The sequence below is a fragment of the Bacillus sp. AL-1R genome (genome assembly GCF_052180195.1).
Classification (GTDB): domain Bacteria; phylum Bacillota; class Bacilli; order Bacillales; family Bacillaceae_G; genus Gottfriedia.
Map to the genome: position 1 here is coordinate 1,536,302 of NZ_CP197469.1, position 23,991 is coordinate 1,560,292.

Below are 23,991 nucleotides of genomic sequence, written 5' to 3' on the forward strand. Positions count from 1 at the left end.
AAAACCTTGACATTGAAATGTGTGATATACTAAATATTAAATAGGGACCTTCTGACTTATTGAAAAGAAATTCATTAAATTGTATTTCGATCATAACAGCTAAAATAGTATTAAATGCTAATATTGTAGTGAGTCGATAGAATTATTTTGAAAAAAGGTATACAATAATAGGTAAGTAGTATAACTAACTATACTTGGATTATCCAATAAGGGGGACCAAATTATGTCATTAGAAATGAAAACTCAATATGGAACAATCGAAATTGGTACAGATGTGATCGCTACAATTGCTGGTGGAGCTGCCATTGATTGCTACGGTATTGTTGGAATGGCTTCTAAGAAACAAATTAAGGATGGTCTTACAGAAATCCTAAAAAAAGATAACTTTACAAAAGGTGTTATTGTTCGCCAAGTAGGTGAAGACGTTAATATCGATATGTACATAATTGTAAGCTATGGTACGAAGATTTCTGAAGTTGCTAATAACGTACAAAATAAAGTGAAGTACACTCTTGATCAAACATTAGGCTTGTCAGTTGACTCTGTTAATATTTTTGTTCAAGGTGTGAAAGTAGCAAACCTGTAAAGACGCATTAAGGAGGAGAATTTGTGTCGATAAAACGTATTGACGGTAAATTATTTGCAGATATGGTGATTCAAGGTGCAAATAACTTAACGAAAAATGTAAAATTTGTAGATTCATTAAATGTATTCCCGGTACCAGATGGTGATACTGGAACAAATATGAATCTTTCTATTACTTCTGGATCTAAGGAAGTAAAAGAAAAACCGAATAGTCATGTAGGGAAAGTTGGTCAAAGCTTTGCAAAGGGCTTATTGATGGGTGCGCGTGGAAATTCAGGTGTAATCCTTTCTCAATTATTTAGAGGTTTTTCTAAATCAATTGAAACAAAGGAAACAATTTCAACAACTGATTTTGCTCAAGCATTAGAAGCAGGGGTAGAAACTGCTTATAAAGCTGTTATGAAGCCTATTGAAGGAACAATCTTAACAGTTGCAAGAGAAACAGCAAAAAAAGCAGTTGTCTTAGCAAAAACTCATGAAGAATTTATTCCGTTCCTTGAGGAAACAATTATTGAAGCAAATGCATCATTAAACCGTACTCCAGATTTACTACCTGTATTGAAACAAGTTGGTGTAGTCGATAGCGGAGGTCAAGGTTTAGTATTTGTCTACGAAGGATTTCTAGCATCTTTAAAAGGTGAAGAAATTTCTCTTGAAGGTGCTGAGGCGGCTCTTTCACTTGAGGAACTAGTTGAAGCAGAACATCGTAATGTACAAAGTATGTTAAATACTGAAGACATTGTATACGGATACTGTACAGAATTCATGGTGCGATTTGAAAAAGATAAATTAAAAAAACATCCATTTGACATTGATACTTTCCGTAAAGAGTTAAGTGCATGGGGTGATTCTTTATTAGTAGTTGCTGATGATGAAATTGTAAAAGTTCATATTCACGCTGAGTACCCTGGAGAAGTATTTAATTTAGGTCAACGATTTGGAAGCTTTTTAAAACTAAAAGCCGAAAATATGCGCGAACAACATTCTAACTTACTACATGAAGAGGTTTCAAATGAATCTCCTTCTAATAATGAGTCTGCAAAATCTACTGAAAAACAAGAATTTGGGATTGTTACAGTAGCAATGGGATCTGGCATTAAAGAATTATTTGAAAGTATTGGGGCAACTGTAGTAATTGAAGGCGGTCAAACAATGAATCCTAGTACAGAAGACATTGTTAAAGCGATCGAACAATGCAACGCAGAAAATGTTATTGTACTTCCTAACAACGGAAATATTGTAATGGCTGCTGAGCAAGCTGCATCTGTTGCAGAATGTAATGTAGCAGTTGTAACGTCTAAAACAGTACCTCAAGGTATGTCAGCTTTATTATCATTTAATCCTACTGCAACATTAGATGAAAATAAATCTGGAATGCAAGATGCTTTAAAGTCAGTAAAAACAGGTCAAATAACTTATGCGGTTCGAGATACTGAAATTGATGGCGTAGAAATCACAAAAGATCATTTCATGGGAATCCTTGAAAGTAAAATTGTTACAACAGATGCAAATCAATTAGAGGCGGCAAAAAAATTATTACAAGATATGATTGATGAAGATTCTGAAATATTAACAATCTTATATGGCCAAGATGTATCTGAGGAAGAAATTACAAAATTAGTTGAATTTGCCGAAGAGAGTTTTGATCACTTAGAAGTTGAAGTTCACAACGGAAACCAGCCTTTATATTCATATATTTTTTCAATCGAATAAGATAAAATATACAAAGATAGAAGAGGAAGTGTGATCACTTCTTCTTTTTTTTTGTAATTTATTTAAAGTCTAATGTAAAATAACGTAGAAGTCTGTAGAATTTCGTATTACACTATAAAGTGGACATTGGTTAGTCCATAATACCAACTTTTTATATAAATGATTTGTTCTTACAAAACAAAAAATAAATATAATACGCTTTTACTATAACGTATTGGGGGAAACGTGATGAAATATAAAAGTGTTTTTGACATAATTGGTCCAATTATGATTGGTCCTTCAAGTTCACATACAGCGGGAGCGGCTAAAATTGGTCGTGTTGCAAGAAATCTTTATGGAAAAGAACCAAAAAAGATATTGATTTCATTATATGGTTCATTTGCTAAAACATATCGTGGACATGGTACAGATGTTGCACTTATTGGTGGATTATTAGATTTTGATACATTTGATGAGCGTATACCAGAATCATTAAATATTGCAAAAGAAAAAGGCATGTCTATTGATTTCATTGAAGAAGATGCAGTAACGGAACATCCAAATACAGTGAAAATTACTATTCTTGATGATGACCAACCATTTGAATTAGTAGGTATTTCAATCGGTGGTGGGAAAATTGAAATTATTGAGTTGAATGGATTTGAACTGAAACTTTCGGGTAATTACCCTGCAATCCTAGTTGTTCATAATGACCGTTTTGGTTCGATTGCTGGTGTAACAAATGTCCTAATGAAATATGCTGTAAATATTGGCCATATGGAAGTTTCACGCAAAGAAGTGGGACAAATTGCACTGATGGCAATTGAGGTCGACCAAGACTTAGATGATAAAATTTTAAAAGAAGTTGAATCGTTACCACATATCATTCGCGTTACGAAAATGGTTGATTAAGGAGAGGGGGAACTAAAAATGTTTAAAAATGTTGCAGATTTAGTAGAATTAGCTGAATCAAAAAATGTTAAAATTTCTGAAATAATGATTCAACAAGAGATGGATTTTACAGGCAGAAGCCGTGAAGAGATTATTGCTAAAATGGAGCAAAATCTTGTTGTGATGGAAAAAGCTGTTGAAAGAGGACTTGCAGGTGTTCACTCGCCAACAGGTTTAACTGGAGGAGACGCGGTATTACTGCAAAATTACATTGCAAAAGGTAATTCCCTTTCAGGTCATTTATTATTAGATGCTGTTAGCAAAGCAGTTGCCACAAATGAAGTAAATGCCGCAATGGGGACAATTTGTGCAACACCTACAGCCGGTTCTGCAGGTGTTGTTCCTGGAACTTTATTTGCTGTAAAAGAGAAATTGAATCCTACTCGTATGCAAATGATTGAGTTCTTATTTGCATCAGGTGCTTTTGGTTTTGTTGTAGCAAATAATGCGTCAATTTCAGGTGCTGCGGGTGGTTGTCAAGCGGAAGTGGGTTCTGCAAGTGGTATGGCAGCAGCAGCGATCGTTGAAATGGCTGGTGGTACTCCAAGTCAAAGTGCTGAAGCATTTGCCATTACTTTAAAAAATATGCTTGGTTTAGTATGTGACCCGGTTGCAGGATTAGTAGAGGTACCGTGTGTTAAGCGAAATGCAATGGGTGCTGCTAACGCAATGGTAGCTGCAGATATGGCATTAGCAGGAATTACAAGTCGTATTCCATGTGACGAAGTAATCGATGCTATGTATCGAATTGGTCAAACAATGCCATCTGCGCTAAGAGAAACTGCAGAAGGAGGTCTAGCGGCAACGCCAACAGGTCGTGAATTGGAAGCAAAAATATTTGGTGTTTCGCTAAAAAAATAGTGAGTAATGAACTAGAACAAAAAGTATCTATATTAAGTGGTGTTGGCGAGGAAACTGAAACACAATTAAATGATATGGGTATTTTTACGATAAATGACTTAATCGAATATTTACCGTATCGATATGAGGATTTTCGAAGTAAGGATCTATCAGAAGTAAAGCATGAAGAGCGCGTGACTGTCGAAGGGATTGTTCATAGCGCTCCTCTTCTTCAATATTTTGGCAAAAATAAATCTAGACTAACATTTCGTCTTTTAGTTGATCGATACTTAATAACAGTTATCTGTTTTAATCGACCATACCTCAAAACAAAATTAAACTTAAATGAGCTTGTAACTGTTTCTGGTAAGTGGGATCAACATAAACAAACGATTTCATTATCTGACATTGTATTTGGATCACGTACGAATAGTCATGAAATTGAGCCTGTCTATTCCATTAAGGGGAAAATGTCTGTAAAAACAATGCGTAAATTTGTTGAGCAGTCGTTTAAAAAATTTGGACATTTAATAAATGACTTAGTACCAAAAGAACTAATTCAAAAATATAAACTTTTACATCGTTCAGAAACAATGAGATTACTACATCACCCAATTGATGCGAATAGTTTAAAACAAGCTAGAAGAAGCTTTGTTTATGAAGAGTTTTTTCTTTTTCAACTAAAAATGCAAGCACTTCGAAAAATTCAGCGCAATCAATCAAAAGGTATCCCAAAAACATTAAATATTGAAAAAATTCAACAACTAATCCAATCCTTACCATTTCCTTTGACATCAGCTCAAAATAGAGTTGTACAAGAAATATTCACAGATTTAAAAAGTCCTTATCGAATGAATCGCTTATTACAAGGTGATGTTGGTTCAGGAAAAACTGTTGTCGCTACAATCGCATTGTATGCATGTACCCTTAATGGGTATCAAGGGGCATTAATGGTGCCTACAGAAATTTTAGCTGAGCAACATTTCGAATCTTTAGCAAAAATGCTGCAACATACGGAAGTAAATGTTGAACTTCTTACAAGTTCTGTAAAAGGTAAAAAGCGACGTGAAATTTTGGAACGATTAAAAAATGGTGAGGTACATATTTTAGTTGGTACTCATGCATTAATTCAAGATGAGGTTCAATTTAATAAATTAGGCATAGTTATAACAGATGAACAGCATCGGTTTGGTGTTGGTCAACGAAGAGTTTTAAGAGAAAAAGGGTACTTCCCTGATGTTTTATTTATGACAGCAACTCCAATCCCAAGAACATTGGCTATAACAGCTTTTGGTGAAATGGATGTATCGATTATTGATGAATACCCGGCTGGTCGGAAAAAAATAGAAACATATTGGGTTAAACAAGAAATGTTTGATCGCGTTTTAGATTTTATTAGTAAAGAAATTAAAAATGGACGACAAGCATATGTAATTTGTCCACTTATTGAGGAGTCAGAGAAATTAGACCTTCAAAATGCATTAGATTTACATAGTGTTTTATCTTTTCATTATCAAAATACGGCAAAGGTTGGTTTGATGCATGGAAAGCTAGCATCTTCAGAGAAAGATGACGTGATGAAGGCATTTGCTGCAAATGATGTTCAAATATTAGTTTCAACGACAGTTGTAGAAGTAGGGGTAAATGTTCCGAATGCAACTGTTATGGTTATTTATGATGCAGATCGGTTTGGACTTTCTCAATTACATCAGCTAAGAGGGCGAGTAGGACGAGGTTTTGAACAATCATATTGTATTTTAGTTGGTGATCCAAAGAGTGAAGTAGGAAAAGAAAGACTAACAATCATGACAGAAACAAACGATGGTTTTGAGTTAAGTGAAAAAGATTTAGAACTTAGAGGACCAGGAGATTTCTTTGGAAAACAACAAAGTGGTGTACCCGAATTTAAAATGGCGGATATGGTTCATGACTATCGTGCATTAGAAGTTGCACGAAACGATGCAACATTATTAGTTAATTCGGATGTATTTTGGAAAGCTAATGAATATCAAGATTTAAGAATGTACTTAGACAGAACGGGGATATTTAATTCAGAAAAGTTAGATTAGTACTAGGTATTAAAAGTTTGTCAAAAAACTATTGTAATACGTGGATTTTTAATATAAACTGTATTTAATACCTGGTCACAAATTAGTAGTTGAGGTATGTAATATGAGAAGAAATAAAAAAGATCGTCATGAATTGTTAAAAAAAATTATAAAAGAAAATCCGTTTATTACAGATGAAGATTTAGCTAATCAACTATCTGTAAGCATACAAACTATCCGTCTTGATCGTCTTGAATTATCAATTCCTGAGTTAAGGGAACGCATCAAAAATGTTGCCACTCAGCAATTAGAAGATGTAAAATCACTACCAGTTGATGAAATAATCGGTGAAGTTATTGATATTCATTTAAATGAAAGTGCCATTTCTATATTTGACGTTAAGGAAGAGCATACTTTTAGTAGAAATGGAATTGCCCGAGGTCATCACTTATTTGCCCAAGCTAATTCATTAGCAGTTGCGGTTATTCATGATGATTTAGCTCTTACAGCTAAATCCAATTTTGTTTTTATTAAACCAGTAAAAACAAATGATCGAGTAATTGCGAAGGCAAAGGTTTTACCACAAAAAGGAGATCCGAGGCGCACTACTGTTGATATCAATGGCTATGTTGAAAAAGAACATGTATTCCATGGCTTGTTCGAAATGTACCACCGAAGTATTGAAGAATAGGAAGTGAACAAGATGAAATTAGCTATCGATGCAATGGGGGGAGATCATGCTCCAAAAGCCATTGTTGAAGGTGCAATGCTTGCAGTTGAAAAATTAAATGATATACATATTACTTTAATTGGTGATGAATCAAAAATAAAACCATTCTTAACGAATGATAAAAATATAACGATTATCCATACAGATGAAGTAATTGAAGGAACTGAAGAGCCAGTTAGAGCAGTTAGAAGAAAGAAGAATGCTTCTATGGTCTTAATGGCAAACCTAGTAAAAGAAGGAAATGCTGATGCTTGTATTTCTGCTGGAAATACTGGGGCATTAATGACAGCGGGCCTATTAGTCGTTGGCCGAATGGAAGGTGTAGAGCGACCTGCACTTTCACCAACCATGCCTACTTTAGATGGCAAGGGCTTTGTTTTCCTCGATGTTGGTGCAAATGTTGATGCAAAAGCAAATCATTTACTTCAATATGCGATAATGGGCTCTGTATATGCCGAAAAAGTAAGAGGAATACAGAACCCGACAGTAGGATTACTAAATGTCGGTACGGAAGATAAAAAAGGGAATGAACTTGCTAAACAAACATTCCAGTTACTAAAAGAAAGTAATTTAAATTTCATAGGAAACGTTGAAGCTAGAGACTTAATGAACTCAGTAGCAGATGTAGTAGTAACAGACGGGTATACTGGAAATGTAGCTTTAAAAGCGATTGAAGGTACTGCACTTGCAATGTTTTCATTAATAAAAGATGCGATGCTTACTAATTTCACATCAAAGCTTGCTGCAGCTGTATTGAAACCAAACTTAAAAGGTGTAAAAAAGAAAATGGATTACTCTGAGTATGGTGGAGCAGCGTTATTTGGTCTAAAATCACCTGTTATAAAAGCTCATGGAAGTTCTGATGCTTTTGGGATTTTTAGTGCCATTAAGCAAACCAAAACGATGGTTGAACATAATGTTGTAAAACTAGTAAGTGATCACATGGAAAAAATCGAATCAAATGCATAAGGGGGTCACTCCAATGGGTAAAGTGGCGTTTATTTTTCCTGGACAAGGATCACAAAAAGTTGGAATGGGTAAAGATGTAGCTGAGAGCTATACTGAATGTGGATCTATTTTTGAAACTGCTAACGAACAAATTGGTTTTAGTCTTTCTGATATTATTTTCAATGGAACTGATGAAGAGTTAACTGCTACATATCATGCACAGCCAGCAATCTTAACAACTTCAATTGCTATGCTTGAGAAGATTAAATCAGCTGGAATTAAACCAGACTTTGTCGCTGGTCATAGTTTAGGTGAGTTTACAGCGCTTGTAGCAGCAGATAGCATTTCATTTGAAGACGGTGTTAAATTAGTACATAAACGTGGACAATTAATGGAGCAAGCTGTACCAGTAGGACAAGGTGCTATGGCAGCTGTATTATTTTTAGCTCCAGAAAAAATTGAAGAAGTCATTTCTGAAGTAAATAAAAATGGCCATTCAGTAGGTATTGCGAACTATAATTCTCCAACACAAGTAGTAATCACAGGTGATGCAGAAGGTGTGCAAATTGCTTCTGGTTTACTAAAAGAAGCTGGTGCTAAACGTGTATTACCGTTAAAAGTAAGTGGTCCATTCCACTCATCTTTAATGAAACCTGCAAGTGAAGAATTCCAAAACGAGCTTAGTAAAATAAATGTAAATGATTGTGTAACACCATTAATTTCAAATGTTACTGCTAAAGTTGTTACAGATGCAAATGAAATTAAGGAATTATTAGTGAATCAATTATATTCTCCGGTAAAATGGAACCAATCAATTCAAGAATTAGTAGACCTTGGTGTTGATACATTCGTTGAAATTGGTCCTGGTAAAGTATTAACTGGATTAGTAAAAGCAATCTCTCCATCATCAAAATTAGTAAATGTTTATGATGTTGAAACATTAAACCAATTTTTAAATGAATGGGAGGAAATCAAATCATGCTAAAAGGTAAAGTTGCATTAGTTACAGGAGGTTCTCGAGGAATCGGACGAGCAATCGCATTATCTTTAGCAAAAAATGGTGCGAATGTAGTTGTTAATTATTCTGGGAATGAAGCGGCTGCTCTTAATGTTGTAGAAGAAATTACAGCACTTGGAGTTAAAGCTATTGCATTTAAAGCAAATGTATCAAATAGTGAAGAAGTGGCTGCATTAGTAAAAAATACTGTTGATGAATTCGGTAGTATTGATATACTAGTAAACAACGCAGGTATTACAAGAGATGGTCTTTTATTACGTATGAAAGATGCTGATTGGGATGATGTAATTGATACAAACTTAAAAGGTGTATTCAATTGTATTAAAGCAGCAGCGAAGTTTATGACTCGTCAACGTAATGGCCGCATCATTAATATTAGCTCAGTTGTTGGACAAATTGGTAACCCAGGACAAATGAACTATGTAGCTGCAAAAGCGGGCGTATTAGGTTTAACTAAAACAGCAGCTAAGGAATTAGCTTCTAGAAATATTACAGTTAATGCGATTGCTCCTGGTTTTATTGAAACTGATATGACAAATGAATTAAATGAGCAAATTAGAACACAAATGTTATCGAATATTCCATTGCAATCTTTTGGTCAACCAGAAGATATTGCAAACGCAGTCTTATTCTTAGCAATGGATGCTAGTAGATATATTACTGGACAAACAATCAATGTTGATGGTGGACTTGTAATGAATTAGTTTGGCGTTTGCCACATTTTTATGTATAATGCATAAGTAGACAATATTTGGGGGGAGGTGAATAATAATGCAAGATGTATTAGAACGCGTATCAAAGATTATTGTTGACCGTTTAGGTGTTGAAGAATCTGAGATCCAAGTTACAAGCCGTTTCAAAGAAGATTTAGACGCAGACTCATTAGATGTAGTTGAATTAGTAATGCAATTAGAAGATGAGTTTGAATTAGAAATTTCTGACGAAGATGCTGAAAAAATCGTCACAGTTGGTGATGTTGTGAACTACATAGAGAGCAACATGTAATGAGAAAAGTCCCGTATTTTATACGGGACTTCTCATCATTTTCTTGACTAGTAGGTTTAGCAGCATATCAAACTGCTTTTTAGTTGGAGGTAAATATGCCGCATTCAAGAAGAGTAAGAGAATATAAACTTTCTGATGTTGAAAAAGAGAATTTTATAAAATTACAAAAACAAATAAATATTAAGTTTAATAATGAGAGCTTGCTTATTCAAGCGTTTACACATTCATCCTATGTGAATGAGCATCGTAAAAAACCATATGAAGATAATGAGAGATTAGAATATTTAGGGGATGCTGTTTTAGAGCTTACCGTTTCACAATATTTATTTCAAAAATATATTACAATGAGTGAAGGCGAATTAACAAAATTACGTGCAGCAATCGTTTGTGAACCATCACTTGTGAAATTTGCGAATGAATTAGATTTTGGTCGATATATATTACTTGGTCGCGGGGAAGAAATGACAGGTGGTAGAACACGTCCAGCACTACTTGCGGATGTTTTTGAAGCATTCATTGGATCATTATATTTGGACCAAGGATTACAAACAGTTATTAACTTCTTATCTCTTCATATATTCCCAAAAATAAACGATGGTGCTTTTTCGCATGTGATGGATTTTAAAAGTCAATTACAAGAGTTTGTACAAAGAGACTCCACAGGTTCAATCGAGTATAAAATACTTCAAGAAAAAGGACCAGCTCATAACCGAGAATTTGTTTCAAAAGTACTATTAAATGGTGAAACATTAGGAATCGGTAGTGGTAGATCTAAAAAAGAAGCGGAGCAACAAGCAGCAAAAGAAGCATTATTAAAATTAAAAGAGTCAAGGAAATAAAGTAAGAAATATCAATTAAACTGGATTTTAAGACTGATGCAAAGCGCCGTAAGACAGTTGAATCAATGAAGAAATCGAGCGTTTGGCGGGCAGTCTGCTCCCCCTTTTATGGGGGAGTTTTTGTGTATATAATTAGTATAAAAAAGGGGGAATTATAGTTGTTCCTCAAACGACTAGATATAATTGGATTTAAATCATTCGCTCAGCGAGTTACGATAGATTTTGTAAAAGGTGTTATAGCAGTTGTAGGACCAAATGGAAGTGGTAAAAGTAATATTACAGATGCCATTAGATGGGTACTAGGCGAACAGTCAGTCAAATCATTACGAGGAGCGAAGATGGAGGATATCATTTTTGCTGGTAGTGATGGACGAAAACCTTTAAATTATGCAGAAGTTACGCTGACTTTAGATAATGAAGATCAACAATTACCACTTGAGTATAGTGAAGTAAGTGTAACTAGACGTGTTTACCGTTCTGGAGATAGTGATTTTTATATTAATAAACAATCTTGTCGGTTAAAAGATATTGTTGATTTATTTATGGATTCTGGACTTGGCAGAGAGGCATTCTCTATTATTTCTCAAGGAAAGGTTGAAGAAATATTAAGCAGTAAGCCAGAAGAACGAAGAGGCATTTTCGAAGAAGCAGCTGGTGTATTAAAATATAAAAATCGAAAGAAAAAGGCTGAAGCAAAATTATTTGAAACGCAAGAAAATTTAAATCGAGTTGATGATATTTTATTTGAGTTAAGCTCTCAAATTGAACCATTAAGAATGCAAGCTTCAATTGCAAAAGAATACATAGAACATAGAGATGAACTAGAAAAGGTTGAGGCAGCTCTATTAGTATACGAAATTGAATCGCTTCACCAAAAATGGGAGGAGCTTAAAGTAGAAATTGCCCAAAACGCTGATTTAGAAATTGCGTTATCGACGGAGATTTCAACTGAAGAATCAAAACAACATGAATTACAAGAGAAATTAAATGCATTAGATGAATCAATCGATCAATTGCAACAAGTTTTATTAACTGTAACAAAAAACTTGGAAAAATATGAAGGTCAGAAAGAGCTAATGAAGGAGCGGAAAAGAAATACTTCAACTCAATCTGAACAATTAAGAAAACAAGTTGATGAAGTTACCGAACAAATAAACGAAACGAATAAATTAATCGAAGCTGAAAAAGAACAAGAAAAAATTTCTCGTCAAAATGTAAATAAAACAAAAAACAATATTGTTGAGATCCAAAATGAGATTACCTCTTATGAGGGGGATCTTGAAGAACAAATCGAATTAATAAAATCTGATTATATTGAGCTTTTAAATAATCAAGCATCGATAAAAAATGAAAAAACGATGCTAGAAAAGCAAAGCGAACAATACTCAGTAAAATCGAGTCGATTAGATTTAGAAAATGAAAAATACATTCGTCAAAGAGAGCAATTACAGAATAGAAAAACTGAATTGCTTAATGAGAAAGAACAATTTGATTTAACGTTTAAAGAGTTAAATAGTAAATTTGAATCACTGAAAAAACAGTATGATGAAACTTCATCAGTTTTAAAAGAAAAAGAAGAATTACTTAATAAAGCTTATCAGTTTATTCAACAAACAAAATCAAGAAAAGAAACCCTTGAAGAACTTCAAGAAGATTTTGCTGGTTTTAATCAAGGGGTTAAAGAAATTTTGAAAGCAAGAGGCACTAGATTAGAAGGTATTAAAGGTGCAATTGCTGAACTAATTACAACAAATAAACAATATGAAATTGCTATTGAAATTGCGCTTGGTGCAGCTACACAACAAATTGTTGTTGAAAATGACGAACATGCTAGAAGAGCCATTCAATTTCTAAAGCAACAACGATTAGGCCGAGCTACATTTTTACCAATGAATATTGTGAAAGCACGTTTTGTACCAGCTAATGTTATTGATGGATTAAAAAGAAATCCTTCCTTTATCGGTGTTGCATCATCACTTGTTAATTATTCAAGCGAGTACGAGCAGGTGATTCAAAACTTACTTGGAACAGTTTTAATCGCGCAAGATTTAAAAGGTGCTAATGAATTGGCCAAACTTGTTGGACATCGCTATCGCTTTGTTACGCTTGAAGGTGATGTAGTTAATCCTGGTGGGGCAATGACAGGTGGAGCTGTTCGAACTACGAATTCTTCACTTATTGGAAGACAGCGAGAATTAGAAGAAATTACTGTTAAGCTAAAAGATATGCAAGAAAAAACAAACTTGCTTGAGGATGAAGTACAAACTCTTAAAGCGACAAATCTCGAAAGTTCTTCTAAAGCTCAAAACTTAAATGAAGAAATTCAAAAAGTTCAGCAAACAATTGTTTCAATTATGGAACAACTAAAAAGTATCGAATTTGAAGAAAAAAATATAAACGATGCTTTAGCAATTTATGATTTAGAAATGGGAAGTTCAGCTAGTGATTTATTAAAGATTAAAGACCGACTTGAGGAATTATCATCGTTATATGCGAAAGTGAAAGATGAGATTATTTCAAAAGAGCAAAAGATCAATGAATTAACTGAACGGAAACTAAATCAAAAGGAAATAAAAGATCAATTACAATCGAAGTTAACTAGTCTGAAAATTTCCCTTGCACAAGAAGAGCAAAAGTTAAGTTATAGCAACGAAAGAATTCGCCAGTTTGAAGAAAACTCTATAAAACTAAAGCAACTTCTTGAAGATACGAAGGGAAAAATAATCTTCTTATCAAGTGAACTGATGACGAATGAAAACGGTAAGGAAGAGCTCGAGAATATTATTTCTGATACTCGTATTGAATTTTCAAAAACGACAGAAATTATTTCGAAACGTCGAGAGCAAAGAATTGCTTTTCAAACAGAACTAGAAGATTATGTTCAATCATTAAGAGAAAAGCAACGTCAATATAAGTCACTTTCGGATTTACTAAAACAGCAAGAAGTGAATAGTAATCGACTTGATGTAGAGCTTGAAAATCGTCTTGAACAACTGAATGTAAAGTATATGACTACTTATGAAGCGGCAAAAATGAAGTATACACTAGAAATGACTGTTGAGGATGCAAGGAAACGAGTTAAACTATTAAAGCGTTCAATTGAGGAATTAGGAACTGTAAATATTGGTGCAATTGATGAGTATGAACGAGTATCTGAACGACATGATTTTCTTCAGGAACAAAGAACTGATTTAAATGAAGCGAAAATCACACTTTACAATGTAATTAGTGAGATGGACGAAGAAATGACAAAACGATTCGAAACGAGTTTTAGTGCAATTCGTGAAAAATTCCAAGTCGTCTTTACTCAGTTGTTTGGTGGAGGAAGAGCTGATTTAGTTCTAACAGATGAGCAAAATTTATTGTTAACAGGTGTCGATATTGTTGCACAACCACCAGGTAAAAAGCTTCAAAATTTAGGCTTATTATCAGGCGGCGAACGAGCACTTACGGCAATCGCTCTACTTTTTGCAATTTTACAAGTACGTCCAGTACCTTTCTGTGTACTTGATGAAGTTGAAGCTGCACTAGATGAGGCCAATGTAGCTCGTTTTGCAAAATTCTTGAAATATTTTAGTGAACAAACTCAATTTATTGTTATTACACACCGTAAAGGCACGATGGAAGAATGCGATGTATTATATGGTGTTACAATGCAAGAATATGGAGTTTCTACGCTAGTATCAGTACGTCTGGATGAAGGCGAAGCATTATTATCGAATGGTAATTAGAAAGGATTGAAATTATGAGCTTTTTTAAAAAATTAAAAGAAACAATCTCAAAGCAAACGGAGTCAGTGACTCAAAAATTTAAATCTGGTTTAGAGAAATCTAGAAATAACTTAACAGAAGGGTTAAACGATTTATTTGCAAGATATCGTAAAGTAGATGAAGATTTTTTTGAAGAACTTGAAGAAATTCTAATAATGGCTGATGTTGGTGTAAACACAGTAATGGAGCTAGTAGAGGACTTGAAATTTGAAGTTAAACGAAAAAATATTCAAGATCCAAAAGGTGTACAAGAAGTAATTTCTGAAAAATTAGTTGAATTGTATAAAGGTGATGATTTAACTGAAGATTCATTTAAATTAAATTTAAATCCTGATGGTTTAACAGTTGTATTATTCGTTGGAGTTAACGGAGTAGGAAAAACAACTTCAATTGGTAAAATCGCTCATAAACTTAAAACAGAAGGTAAAAAAGTACTACTTGCTGCTGGAGACACATTTAGAGCTGGAGCAATCGATCAATTAGAAGTTTGGGGAGAACGTGTTGGTGTCGACACAATTAAACAAGGTGAAGGTTCGGACCCAGCCGCAGTAATGTATGATGCGGTTCAAGCTGCTAAAGCTCGTAAAGTTGATGTTTTACTTTGTGACACTGCAGGTCGACTACAAAATAAAGTCAACCTAATGAAAGAACTTGAAAAAGTAAGAAATGTCATTGCTAGAGAGGTACCTGGTGCACCACACGAAGTATTACTAGTAATTGATGCAACTACTGGCCAAAATGGACTTGTACAAGCAAAAACATTCTCTGAAGCAACAAATGTCTCTGGTATCGTCTTAACGAAATTAGATGGTACAGCTAAAGGTGGTATTGTTCTTGCAATCCGAAACGAACTAAAAGTACCAGTAAAATTCGTCGGCCTTGGAGAAAAGATGGACGACCTACAACCATTCCAAGCGGAACAATTTGTATATGGCCTATTTGGAGATTTAATGAATAAAGAAGCATAATTTTAAGAAATGAAGTGGATCTGTTTTAATTGAAAGATAGATCCACTTTTTTTAATTGTGTTACTAGAAAAAGTGATAACACGATGCTGGAGTGAACGAAAAGGCCCGCGAAATTGTTTTTTAATATTCGTCAAGTAAAAAACTTGACAGATATTTGTGTATTAGGTAAACTAGCATATGTAAAGGCAATTCACTTAACAAAGGAGTGATAGTTTTGGCAGATCATACAATGTTAGATAAGACGATGAGGATCAATTATCTATATGATTTTTATCATTCTCTTTTAACTCCTAAACAACAAAGTTATATGTCATTATATTATTTGGATGACTATTCTTTAGGTGAGATTGCGGAAGAGTTTAACATTAGTAGACAGGCGGTTTATGATAATATAAAACGTACTGAAGCTATGTTAGAAGAATATGAAGAGAAATTATTACTTCTAAAAAAATTTCAACAACGAAATGAACTTTTAAATCATTTGAAAACTGATGCCAAAAAAGGTAAAGTTGTAGATGACGAGTTTCTTCGAGTAATCGATGCGTTAGAGAAATTAGAATAATAAGGAGGACGGTTTTATGGCATTTGAAGGATTAGCCGACCGACTTCAAAAGACATTACAAAAGGTTCGAGGCAAAGGTAAAGTATCTGAATCTGATGTCAAGGAAATGATGAGAGAAGTACGTCTTGCTTTACTTGAGGCGGATGTTAACTTTAAAGTTGTTAAAGATTTTGTGAAACGTGTTTCTGAACGAGCTGTTGGACAAGAAGTATTACAAAGCTTAACGCCTGGTCAACACGTTGTAAAGGTAGTTCAAGAAGAACTAACCGCATTAATGGGTGGAGAACAAAGCAAAATTGCTGTTGCAAATCGCCCGCCGACTGTTATTATGATGGTTGGTTTACAAGGTGCTGGTAAAACAACAACGACTGGTAAATTAGCGAATTTACTTCGAAAAAAGTACAATCGTAAGCCACTTTTAGTTGCAGCAGATATTTATCGTCCTGCCGCGATTAAACAGCTACAAACATTAGGTAAGCAATTAGATTTGCCAGTATTTTCATTAGGAGATCAAGTAAGTCCAGTTGAAATTGCAAAACAAGCGATTCAACACGCTAAGGATGAACATCATGACTATGTCCTAATTGATACGGCTGGTCGTTTACATATTGACGAAGGTTTAATGGAAGAACTTGCACAAATTAAAGAACTTTCAAAACCTGAAGAAATCTTCCTAGTTGTTGATGCAATGACAGGACAAGATGCAGTCAATGTGGCACAAAGCTTTAATGATCAATTAGGTTTAACTGGAGTCGTTTTGACAAAGCTTGATGGCGATACTCGTGGTGGTGCAGCATTATCAATTCGTGCTGTTACAAATACGCCTATAAAATTTGTTGGACTTGGTGAAAAACTAGATGCAATTGAGCCGTTTCATCCAGAACGAATGGCATCACGTATACTAGGAATGGGTGATGTGCTTACATTAATTGAAAAAGCACAAGAAAACGTAGACCAAGAAAAAGCAAAAGAAATGGAACAAAAATTAAGAAATGCATCCTTTACTTTAGATGATTTCTTAGACCAACTTTCTCAAGTAAAAAAAATGGGACCACTTGGTGATATTTTAAAAATGATGCCAGGTGCAAACAAAATTAAAGGATTGAATGATCTGCAAATTGACGATAAACAAATCGCTCATGTAGAGGCAATTATTCAATCGATGACAAAGCAGGAAAAGCTTACACCAGATATCATTAATTCTAGTCGCAGAAAGCGAATAGCTAGAGGTTCTGGTCGCCCTGTACAAGAAATAAACCGTTTATTAAAACAGTTTGAAGAAATGAAAAAAATGATGAAAATGATGGGTGGCATACAAAAAGGGAAGAAGAAAGGTTTTAAATTTCCGGGCTTATTCTAACCTATTTGTATAATTTTCCAACATTTAAACATCATTTTATAAAAAATTATGCTGTTAAGAAATTTTACTTTACAAACAGTATTGGTTTTTGATAATATATAAATCGTTGTAAATATTTTCGGAGGTGCTTTAAAAATGGCAGTTAAAATTCGTTTAAAACGTATGGGAGCTAAAAAATCTCCTTTTTACCGTGTAGTAGTAGCAGACGCTCGTTCTCCTCGTGATGGACGTTTCATCGAGGAAATTGGAACTTACAATCCAGTTGCTCAACCAGCTGAAATCAAAATTAACGAAGAAGCAGCATTAAAATGGTTAGGAACAGGTGCTAAACCATCTGATACAGTTCGTAACTTATTCTCTAAAGCTGGTATCTTAGAGAAATTCCACAACGCTCGCAACGGCAAGTAATGATGGAAAAAAAGATGAATACACTCATAAATGCAATTGTTTCAAGTCTTGTAGATCATCCAGAGGATATTTCACTTCAAGTAAAAGAAGATGAGAACAATCTATTCTTTCATTTACAGGTAAACCCTGAAGATGCTGGTAGAGTGATTGGCAAACATGGTAAAATTGCTAAAGCGATTCGTACGGTTGTATATGCAGCAAGTAATGAACACGCAAAACGTATTCACCTAGATATTCAGTAAATGTAAAACGGTCCTTGGCTATTGCTAAGGGCCGTTTTCAACATTACAGAGATTTACAGGAAAGTCCAATATAAAGTGGTGTGGTAGTCCCTATTGATGAATAGATAGATGTAAGTCCTTTGGGAAGAAGTAGCTTTTGATGCTTTAATAACTTTAAGTTATACTAGGTATTAAGCAATTGTCTTAAGAGACTAAGGACTTTAGGGTAGACATATATACAATCTAAATGGTCAAACTAATCATGAACATAGAAATTTTAATTTAGAGGTAAAAAAATGAAAAAATATTTAAATGTCGGAAAAATTGTAAATACACATGGCGTTCGTGGAGAGGTTCGCGTCATTTCAAGAACTGATTTTCCAGAAAAACGCTATGTAAAAGGTAATACACTTTATTTCTTTAAAGAAAACGATTCGACACCAATTGAATTAATCGTAACAAGTCATCGTGTACATAAAAATTTTGATTTACTTACATTTGAAGGGTATGATTCTTTAAACGATGTAGAACCACTTAAAAATGGGATTTTAAAGATTACTGAAGATCAATTACACAAACTAGATAAAAATGAGTATTATTACCATGAAATCATTGGTTGCGTTGTTGAGACAGTTGATGGAGAAGAAATCGGAAAAATAAAAGAAATATTATCCCCAGGTGCAAATGATGTTTGGGTTATTCAAAGAAAAGGTCAAAAAGATGCCCTTATTCCTTACATTGAGCAAATTGTGAAAGAAATAGATGTGACGAATAAAAAAGTTAAAATTGAAGTAATGGAAGGTCTATTATGATGAAATTAGACTTTTTAACCCTTTTCCCAGAAATGTTTGAAGGAGTTTTAAATTCTTCTATTTTAAAAAAAGCACAGGAAAAAGAGGCTGTTGTGTTTCGTTGTGTAAATTTTAGAGATTTCTCTACGAATAAACATTCGAATGTTGATGACTATCCATATGGTGGCGGTGCAGGTATGGTACTAGCTCCACAACCGATTTTTGATGCAGTTGATGAATTAGTATCAAAAAGTGAAAATAAGCCAAGAGTAGTCCTTCTATGCCCTCAAGGAGAACGATTTACTCAACGTAAAGCTGAAGAGCTTGCTAAAGAGGAGCACTTAATCTTTATTTGTGGACATTATGAAGGCTATGATGAACGAATTCGTGAACATGTAGTAACGGATGAAATCTCAATTGGAGATTATGTTCTAACAGGTGGAGAACTTGGTGCCATGGTAATTGCTGATAGCGTTGTTCGCTTATTACCTGGAGTACTTGGTAATACGACTTCAAAAATTGAAGATTCTTTTAGTACAGGTTTATTGGAGCATCCTCATTACACAAGACCTGCTGATTTTAGAGGTCATAAAGTACCTGATGTTTTATTATCTGGAAACCATGCTCTAATCGAAGAATGGCGAACAAAACAATCTTTTAAACGAACGATCACGCGTCGTCCAGATTTGCTTGAAAATTATTCTCTTTCTAAAAAAGAATCAAAATGGATGGATGAAGTAAAAGAAGAATTAAAACAAGAAAACTAGTTGCGTGAAATAATAGAATATGTTAATATAATTTGTGGCTTGAGTAAATACTTAAGCCTTTATTCTCGGTGTTCCGCTGCGAGTCATTAAAATCTTGTAAGAGCATCGGTTGGAAAAGGAGAGCATAATTATGCAAAATTTAATCAACGAAATTACAAAAGAACAACTAAGAACTGACTTACCAGCATTCCGTCCTGGTGATACTGTACGAGTTCACGTTAAAGTTGTTGAGGGTACTCGTGAGCGTATCCAATTATTCGAAGGTGTAGTTATTAAACGTCGTGGTGGCGGAATTAGCGAAACTTTCACAGTTCGTAAAATTTCTTACGGTGTTGGTGTTGAACGTACGTTCCCAATCCACACTCCAAAAATTGCTAAGTTAGACCTTGTTCGTCGCGGTAAAGTACGTCGTGCTAAACTTTACTACTTACGTGCACTTACTGGTAAAAAAGCAAGAATTAAAGAACTTCGATAGTCTTTTGAAAGGAGCTTGTATAAAACAAGCTCCTTTTTTTCCAATATCTGTAGATTATGGTTAGAATAAAAAGTAAAATAGAATACATAAATAACGTTATTAACTTTAACTGGTTAAACTTCTAAACGTATGGTTATAAAATGGAGGGATTAGGTTGAAAGAAAGCAACAGTGGTGGAATTTGGGAATTAGTTAAAACAATTTTTATTGCGCTTGTACTTGCACTTGGTATTCGAACATTCCTTTTTACACCGGTTTTAGTTGACGGTATCTCAATGATGCCAACACTACAAGATCAAAGTAGAATGATTGTAAATAAGATCGTATACAAACTACATGAACCTAGACGTTTTGATATTGTTGTCTTCCATGCTACAAAGGAAAAAGATTATATTAAACGAGTTATTGGCTTACCTGGTGATACTGTAGAATATAAAAATGATGTCCTATATGTTAACGGTAAACCGTATAAAGAACCATATTTGAACGAATATAAAAAAGAAACAACAGATGGTCCTCTAACGGAAGACTTTAAATTAGAAGAGATTACGGGTAGAAAAACAGTTCCTAAAGGACAAGTATTCGTTTTAGGAGATAACCGTCGATTAAGTAAAGATAGTCGTATTATCGGAACAGTTAGTCAAAAAGAAATTTTAGGCCGAGCAAGTTTTGTATTTTGGCCATTATCTGAGGTTGAATTGGCGAAATAAAAGCCAAGTTAATCTTGATTATTTAATGTATAAGAAGGTGGCAACATGACGATTCAATGGTTTCCTGGCCATATGGCAAAAGCTAGAAGACAAGTAACTGAAAAACTTTCATTAATTGATGTTGTAATAGAATTAGCGGATGCAAGGGTACCGGCAGCTTCTAGAAATCCAATGATCGATGAAATAATTTCCAATAAACCAAGATTGCTTCTGTTAAATAAAGCGGATTTAGCAGATCCAAGAATTACTCAGCAATGGTTAGCTCATTATGAAAAACAAGGCGTAATGGCAATTGCGATTGATGCAGCATCTGGACAAGGATTAAAAGCAATTATTTCTTCTTGTGAAATACTTGTAAAAGAGAAGTTCGATAAAATGAGAGCAAAGGGGATTAAGCCTCGCGCAATTCGAGCATTAATTGTTGGAATCCCTAATGTTGGTAAATCAACTTTAATCAATAAGCTTGCACGAAAAAATATTGCCAAAACTGGTGACCGTCCAGGTGTAACGCAAGCACAACAGTGGATAAAAGTAGGAAAAGAAATTGAACTGCTTGATACACCGGGTATATTGTGGCCTAAATTTGAAGATCCACTTGTAGGTCTTCGTTTAGCGACTACAGGAGCAATTAAAGATAGTATCATTAATCTACAAGAAGTAATGATTTACGCGATTAAATATTTAAGAGAGTTTTATCCAAATGTATTAAAAGAAAGATACGACATGAATGAGGAAGTTTTATTTTCTGAAGAAGTCGTCGATATTTTTGATCATATTGGAAAGAAACGTGGATTACTTATGTCAGGCGGATTTGTTGATTATGATAAAACAGCTGATTTGTTTTTAAGAGAGCTAAGAGCGGGTAAATTAGGAAGATTATCTTTTGAAAATCCATCAATGCTCGAAGTGACTGATGAAATAGTAGAAGAAAGTGCGCAAGAATAAGCGTACTTTCTTCTTTTTTAATGAAATCGGGTAGTCCCAACTTAAACATGTGTATAAAAGGAGTTCGAAATTATGTCTCTGAAAATAGATGAAATAAAAAATATACTAAGTGAACTAACTGATCCAACGAATGAACTCTTAAAAGAATTTGAAAGTGATCAAAGGATTGGTGTACAAAAACTAGTAGCTAGATGGTATAAAGAGCAAGAAAAAAGAGATTTAGAGAGGAAGAAATTCCTTAAAATGATGGAATATGAACAGAATTTATATAGCCAAAATATAAAGTTAATTGCAGGAGTAGATGAAGTTGGTAGAGGTCCTTTAGCCGGTCCTGTTGTAGCAGCGGCAGTTATTTTAGCCGAAAATACGGAGTTAATTGGATTAGATGATTCAAAAAAATTATCTAAAGAGAAAAGACAGTATTTCGTTAAGCGGATTAAAGAGGAAGCCATTTCTTATGGGGTTGGTATGGCCAGTTCAACTGAAATTGATGAAATTAATATTTATGAAGCAACTAAATTAGCGATGAGACGTGCGATCGAACAACTTACTCATCCGCCTGAACATTTATTAATAGATGCAATGAAACTACCGCTAGATATTTCTCAAACATCAATCATAAAGGGCGATGCAACAAGCATCAGTATAGCAGCTGCATCTGTACTTGCAAAAGAAACAAGGGATTCTATCATGTGCGAACTTAGTTTAAAGCATCCAAATTACGGATTCGATAAACATATGGGATATGGCACAAAAGGACATCTAAAAGCGATCGATGAGCATGGAATTATAAATGAACATAGAAGATCCTTTGCACCAATAAAAGAAAAAGTTAGTTTGTAAATGATACATCAAAATACTAAAGTGGTCTAAAATATAATCGATTAACGACGTTTAATGTTACATAAGATTCTAGGTTTATGTTAAGTAGATAACTGAATTGAAATAATATAACCTACAATCAAAATGATGTGAACTGTCGTTAATCTTTTTTTTAAAATGGTAAAAATAAATTATTGGAAAAATAATATTGTAATATGATAAACTACATTAACTATTGTATATGAAAGGGTTTTCTATATAAAAACATAGAATATTTAATTCTTTTCTACTAAAGTATTTACAGTATATTCTGTAAGAGATACAATAGGGATGTGTTTTAATTTGTCTTGTTCTAAAAGGGGAGGATGGATCATGAATATCCATGAGTATCAAGGGAAAGAAATCCTACGAAGCTATGGCGTAAAAGTACCAAACGGGAAAGTTGCATTTACAGTTGAAGAAGCAGTAGAAGCAGCTAAAGAATTAGGTACAGCTGTATGCGTAGTAAAAGCTCAAATTCACGCTGGTGGCCGCGGTAAAGCGGGTGGCGTAAAAGTAGCGAAAAATTTAGATGAAGTAAATACATATGCTAGTGAAATTCTAGGTAAAGTATTAGTTACTCATCAAACTGGACCAGAAGGTAAGGAAGTTAAGCGCTTACTTATCGAAGAAGGCTGCGATATTAAAAAAGAATATTATGTTGGTTTAGTTTTAGACCGCGCTACTTCACAAGTTGTATTAATGGCTTCTGAAGAAGGTGGAACTGAAATTGAAGAAGTAGCTGAAAAAACACCTGAAAAAATCTTTAAAGAGTATATTGATCCAGCAGTAGGTTTACAAGGCTTCCAAGCTCGTCGTATTGCGTTTAATATCAATATTCCAAGCAACTTAGTAAACAAAGCAGTTAAGTTCATGATGGGCTTATATACTGCGTTTATCGAAAAAGATTGCTCAATCGCTGAAATTAACCCATTAGTCGTTACAGGTGATGGAGAAGTAATGGCATTAGATGCAAAGTTAAACTTTGACTCAAATGCTCTATATCGTCATGCAGACATTTTAGCTTACCGTGACTTAGAAGAAGAAGATCCAAAAGAAATCGAAGCTTCTAAGTATGACTTAAACTATATTTCTTTATACGGAAATATCGGATGTATGGTTAATGGTGCTGGTCTAGCAATGGCTACAATGGATATCATTAAACACTACGGTGGAGATCCGGCTAACTTCCTTGATGTTGGGGGCGGTGCTACAGCTGAGAAAGTTACAGAAGCGTTTAAAATCATCCTTTCTGACCAAAATGTTAAAGGAATTTTCGTTAATATCTTCGGTGGAATCATGAAATGTGATGTGATTGCTGAAGGTGTAATTGAAGCAACTAAACAAGTTGGTTTACACTTACCATTAGTAGTTCGTTTAGAAGGAACGAATGTTGAATTAGGTAAGAAGATTCTTAATGAGTCAGGCTTAAACATTGTTGCAGCAGATTCAATGGCGGATGGCGCTGAAAAAATCGTTGCACTTGTAGGCTAAGAAA

General features: G+C 34.2%; 24 protein-coding genes. All 24 read left to right on the forward strand.

What is annotated here, in order from left to right; translation table 11 throughout:
- Nucleotides 1-223: 223 nt before the first annotated feature.
- The 24 genes from ACSBO6_RS07150 to sucC all read left to right on the forward strand — a co-directional run bounded on the left by ACSBO6_RS07150 (nucleotide 224) and on the right by sucC (nucleotide 23,987).
- Complete coding sequence (locus ACSBO6_RS07150) at nucleotides 224-586, forward strand: Asp23/Gls24 family envelope stress response protein (RefSeq protein WP_088012978.1); 363 nt, start codon at nucleotides 224-226, stop codon at nucleotides 584-586.
- Nucleotides 587-609: 23 nt separating this feature from the next.
- Nucleotides 610-2,298 carry a DAK2 domain-containing protein gene (locus tag ACSBO6_RS07155; RefSeq protein WP_098848380.1) on the forward strand — a complete coding sequence of 563 codons (1,689 nt, stop codon included), beginning with the start codon at nucleotides 610-612 and terminating at the stop codon, nucleotides 2,296-2,298.
- A 228-nt stretch (nucleotides 2,299-2,526) separates the two neighbouring features.
- On the forward strand, nucleotides 2,527-3,189 hold the full coding sequence (gene sdaAB / locus ACSBO6_RS07160; protein WP_098848379.1) for an L-serine ammonia-lyase, iron-sulfur-dependent subunit beta: 663 nt from the start codon (nucleotides 2,527-2,529) through the stop codon (nucleotides 3,187-3,189).
- Nucleotides 3,190-3,207: 18 nt separating this feature from the next.
- On the forward strand, nucleotides 3,208-4,089 hold the full coding sequence (gene sdaAA, locus ACSBO6_RS07165) for an L-serine ammonia-lyase, iron-sulfur-dependent, subunit alpha (protein WP_498844417.1): 882 nt from the start codon (nucleotides 3,208-3,210) through the stop codon (nucleotides 4,087-4,089).
- Entirely contained in the window at nucleotides 4,089-6,137 is a 2,049-nt protein-coding gene (recG, locus tag ACSBO6_RS07170; protein ID WP_498844418.1) for an ATP-dependent DNA helicase RecG, read from the forward strand. The genes sdaAA and recG overlap by 1 nt, the downstream gene beginning before the upstream one ends.
- A 103-nt stretch (nucleotides 6,138-6,240) precedes the next feature.
- The gene (fapR, locus tag ACSBO6_RS07175) at nucleotides 6,241-6,807 is read left to right on the forward strand and encodes a transcription factor FapR (protein WP_097975511.1); all 567 of its coding nucleotides are present in this window, start codon (nucleotides 6,241-6,243) and stop codon (nucleotides 6,805-6,807) included.
- A gap of 12 nt (nucleotides 6,808-6,819) precedes the next feature.
- The gene (gene plsX, locus ACSBO6_RS07180) at nucleotides 6,820-7,815 is read left to right on the forward strand and encodes a phosphate acyltransferase PlsX (RefSeq protein WP_098848376.1); all 996 of its coding nucleotides are present in this window, start codon (nucleotides 6,820-6,822) and stop codon (nucleotides 7,813-7,815) included.
- A 13-nt stretch (nucleotides 7,816-7,828) separates the two neighbouring features.
- Complete coding sequence (gene fabD, locus ACSBO6_RS07185) at nucleotides 7,829-8,779, forward strand: ACP S-malonyltransferase (RefSeq protein WP_098848375.1); 951 nt, start codon at nucleotides 7,829-7,831, stop codon at nucleotides 8,777-8,779.
- Nucleotides 8,773-9,516 (forward strand): 3-oxoacyl-[acyl-carrier-protein] reductase, encoded by a 744-nt coding sequence (gene fabG, locus ACSBO6_RS07190; protein WP_498844419.1) that lies wholly within the window; start codon nucleotides 8,773-8,775, stop codon nucleotides 9,514-9,516. Before fabD ends, fabG begins: the two co-directional genes overlap by 7 nt.
- Nucleotides 9,517-9,583: 67 nt before the next feature.
- Nucleotides 9,584-9,817 (forward strand): acyl carrier protein, encoded by a 234-nt coding sequence (gene acpP / locus ACSBO6_RS07195; RefSeq protein WP_088012963.1) that lies wholly within the window; start codon nucleotides 9,584-9,586, stop codon nucleotides 9,815-9,817.
- Nucleotides 9,818-9,912: 95 nt separating this feature from the next.
- Nucleotides 9,913-10,656, forward strand: a complete 744-nt coding sequence (gene rnc / locus ACSBO6_RS07200) for a ribonuclease III (protein ID WP_098848373.1) — start codon at nucleotides 9,913-9,915, stop codon at nucleotides 10,654-10,656.
- A 158-nt stretch (nucleotides 10,657-10,814) separates the two neighbouring features.
- Nucleotides 10,815-14,387 (forward strand): chromosome segregation protein SMC, encoded by a 3,573-nt coding sequence (smc, locus tag ACSBO6_RS07205; RefSeq protein WP_498844420.1) that lies wholly within the window; start codon nucleotides 10,815-10,817, stop codon nucleotides 14,385-14,387.
- Nucleotides 14,388-14,401: 14 nt separating this feature from the next.
- A complete protein-coding gene (gene ftsY, locus ACSBO6_RS07210; RefSeq protein WP_098848371.1) occupies nucleotides 14,402-15,394 on the forward strand; it encodes a signal recognition particle-docking protein FtsY in 993 nt (330 codons plus the stop codon).
- A 229-nt stretch (nucleotides 15,395-15,623) separates the two neighbouring features.
- Nucleotides 15,624-15,956 carry a putative DNA-binding protein gene (locus ACSBO6_RS07215; RefSeq protein ID WP_098848395.1) on the forward strand — a complete coding sequence of 111 codons (333 nt, stop codon included), beginning with the start codon at nucleotides 15,624-15,626 and terminating at the stop codon, nucleotides 15,954-15,956.
- A 16-nt stretch (nucleotides 15,957-15,972) separates the two neighbouring features.
- Nucleotides 15,973-17,316: a signal recognition particle protein gene (ffh, locus tag ACSBO6_RS07220; RefSeq protein ID WP_498844421.1), complete on the forward strand. Its 1,344-nt coding sequence runs from the start codon at nucleotides 15,973-15,975 to the stop codon at nucleotides 17,314-17,316.
- A gap of 135 nt (nucleotides 17,317-17,451) precedes the next feature.
- Nucleotides 17,452-17,724, forward strand: coding sequence for a 30S ribosomal protein S16 (rpsP, locus tag ACSBO6_RS07225; protein WP_025569022.1), 273 nt, complete (start codon nucleotides 17,452-17,454; stop codon nucleotides 17,722-17,724).
- Nucleotides 17,725-17,738: 14 nt separating this feature from the next.
- Entirely contained in the window at nucleotides 17,739-17,966 is a 228-nt protein-coding gene (locus ACSBO6_RS07230) for a KH domain-containing protein (RefSeq protein WP_025569023.1), read from the forward strand.
- A gap of 275 nt (nucleotides 17,967-18,241) precedes the next feature.
- A complete protein-coding gene (rimM, locus tag ACSBO6_RS07235; protein ID WP_098848369.1) occupies nucleotides 18,242-18,757 on the forward strand; it encodes a ribosome maturation factor RimM in 516 nt (171 codons plus the stop codon).
- Nucleotides 18,757-19,503 (forward strand): tRNA (guanosine(37)-N1)-methyltransferase TrmD, encoded by a 747-nt coding sequence (gene trmD, locus ACSBO6_RS07240; RefSeq protein ID WP_098848394.1) that lies wholly within the window; start codon nucleotides 18,757-18,759, stop codon nucleotides 19,501-19,503. Before rimM ends, trmD begins: the two co-directional genes overlap by 1 nt.
- A gap of 130 nt (nucleotides 19,504-19,633) precedes the next feature.
- A complete protein-coding gene (gene rplS, locus ACSBO6_RS07245) occupies nucleotides 19,634-19,978 on the forward strand; it encodes a 50S ribosomal protein L19 (RefSeq protein WP_098848368.1) in 345 nt (114 codons plus the stop codon).
- Nucleotides 19,979-20,132: 154 nt separating this feature from the next.
- The gene (lepB, locus tag ACSBO6_RS07250) at nucleotides 20,133-20,687 is read left to right on the forward strand and encodes a signal peptidase I (protein ID WP_098848367.1); all 555 of its coding nucleotides are present in this window, start codon (nucleotides 20,133-20,135) and stop codon (nucleotides 20,685-20,687) included.
- 45 nt (nucleotides 20,688-20,732) lie between these two features.
- On the forward strand, nucleotides 20,733-21,632 hold the full coding sequence (gene ylqF / locus ACSBO6_RS07255) for a ribosome biogenesis GTPase YlqF (protein WP_098848366.1): 900 nt from the start codon (nucleotides 20,733-20,735) through the stop codon (nucleotides 21,630-21,632).
- A gap of 69 nt (nucleotides 21,633-21,701) precedes the next feature.
- Nucleotides 21,702-22,475 carry a ribonuclease HII gene (gene rnhB, locus ACSBO6_RS07260; protein ID WP_498844658.1) on the forward strand — a complete coding sequence of 258 codons (774 nt, stop codon included), beginning with the start codon at nucleotides 21,702-21,704 and terminating at the stop codon, nucleotides 22,473-22,475.
- Nucleotides 22,476-22,826: 351 nt separating this feature from the next.
- Nucleotides 22,827-23,987 (forward strand): ADP-forming succinate--CoA ligase subunit beta, encoded by a 1,161-nt coding sequence (gene sucC, locus ACSBO6_RS07265; protein WP_098848364.1) that lies wholly within the window; start codon nucleotides 22,827-22,829, stop codon nucleotides 23,985-23,987.
- Nucleotides 23,988-23,991: the final 4 nt, after the last annotated feature.